We start from the raw sequence: 1428 nt of genomic DNA, 5'->3' as shown, positions 1-1428 counted from the left end.
TGGGAAAAGGGAAGAGGGAAGAGGTAAAAAATAATGTGTACCTCATAGCTACGAGAAACGCTATAATTTAAGCGTTACAATCCTATCAGGATAATTCCTCTTAACAAAAATCTGCCCTATCTCCGCAAACTTCCCAAAATTCCCCCTACTCCCTACTCCCTACTCCCTACTCCCTACTCCCTACGCGGAGCACTAATAAATGTTTATAGATGGAATTAACAATGCCAATGCCTTGATTATCGGTTCCAGTGGAGGTATTGGTCTGGCTTTTGTCAAACAATTGCTGAAAGATGAAACGTTTACCAAGATTTATGGCACTTATCGTCATCGTGATTCTAGTTCAGAATTAATTGCCCTTGCAAACAACTATCCTAATCGATTAGTTTGTCTATCGATGGATATTACTGACGAGTTGCAAGTATCTGAAGCTGTCAAACAAATTAGTGTAGGGATAGACAAACTCCACTTAGTGATCAATTGTGTTGGATTGCTTCATGACGGCAGCTTACAACCAGAAAAAAGCCTGAAACAGATTAATTCAGAACACTTGATCCGTTACTTCCAGGTTAACAGTATTGGAGCAGTGCTGCTGGCTAAACATCTTTTACCATTATTCCGTCATAGCGATCGCAGTATTTTTGCTAGCATTTCTGCCAAAATTGGCAGTATTGGTGATAATCAACTGGGAGGATGGTATGGCTATCGAGCATCGAAAGCAGCGTTAAATATGTTTATGCGAACGGTGGCAATTGAATACAGTAGAAAAAGTCCTCAAACTATCGTTGTCACGTTACATCCTGGTACAACCAATACGCGCCTTTCTAAACCCTTTCAAAAAAATGTACCTGCTGATAAGTTATTCCCAGTAGAGCGTACTGTTACTCAACTACTGGGGGTAATCGAAAAGCTGGATAAAGGGGATAGTGGAGAGTTTTTTTCCTGGGATGGAAGCAAGTTACCTTGGTAAGCTATCAGCGATCAGCTATTAGCGATCAGCGATCAGCGATCAGCGATCAGGGATCAGCTATCAGCAATCAGCGATCAGTTATCAGCTTTTGAATAAAACAGCTAAGGATTAGTTTAATAGTCACAAAAGTCTTTTCAAGACAAGAGGTAAGGATTAGTTGAATAGTCACGAAAGAGGTTGATTGTCAGCTGACCGCTGACCGCTGACCGCTGACCGCTGACCGCTGACCGCTGACCGCTGACCGCTGACCGCTGAATGCTGAATGCTTAGATAAAGCCTTTATTCAGTCTTTAAAACTGATTCTTTGGAATCGTCTTTGGCAACGTTATCCCTAGGAAAACCGGATATCAATCCGCTTTCAATCATCAAACCAATCCCGGCATTAATCACAACTAAGCTTAAGGTTCCTAACCAAAACCAAGGCTCTCCTTCAATTCTTTTAGAAACGGCTTCTCCAAATA

2 protein-coding genes are annotated in these 1428 nt (G+C 41.6%); one reads left to right on the top strand and one right to left on the bottom strand.

The features are described 5' to 3' along the window. Positions 1 to 199 precede the first annotated feature (199 nt). The gene (locus F6K49_RS48915) at positions 200 to 967 is read left to right on the top strand and encodes an SDR family NAD(P)-dependent oxidoreductase (protein WP_293109956.1); all 768 of its coding nucleotides are present in this window, start codon (positions 200 to 202) and stop codon (positions 965 to 967) included. A gap of 279 nt (positions 968 to 1246) precedes the next feature. On the opposite strand, the gene F6K49_RS48910 is transcribed toward F6K49_RS48915, so the two are convergent. Next, positions 1247 to 1428: hypothetical protein (locus F6K49_RS48910; RefSeq protein WP_293103318.1), on the bottom strand; the 182-nt coding region annotated here is incomplete at its 5' end.

This window comes from Moorena sp. SIO3I6, from assembly GCF_010672095.1.
This window is presented reverse-complemented; position numbering and strand designations above follow the sequence as displayed.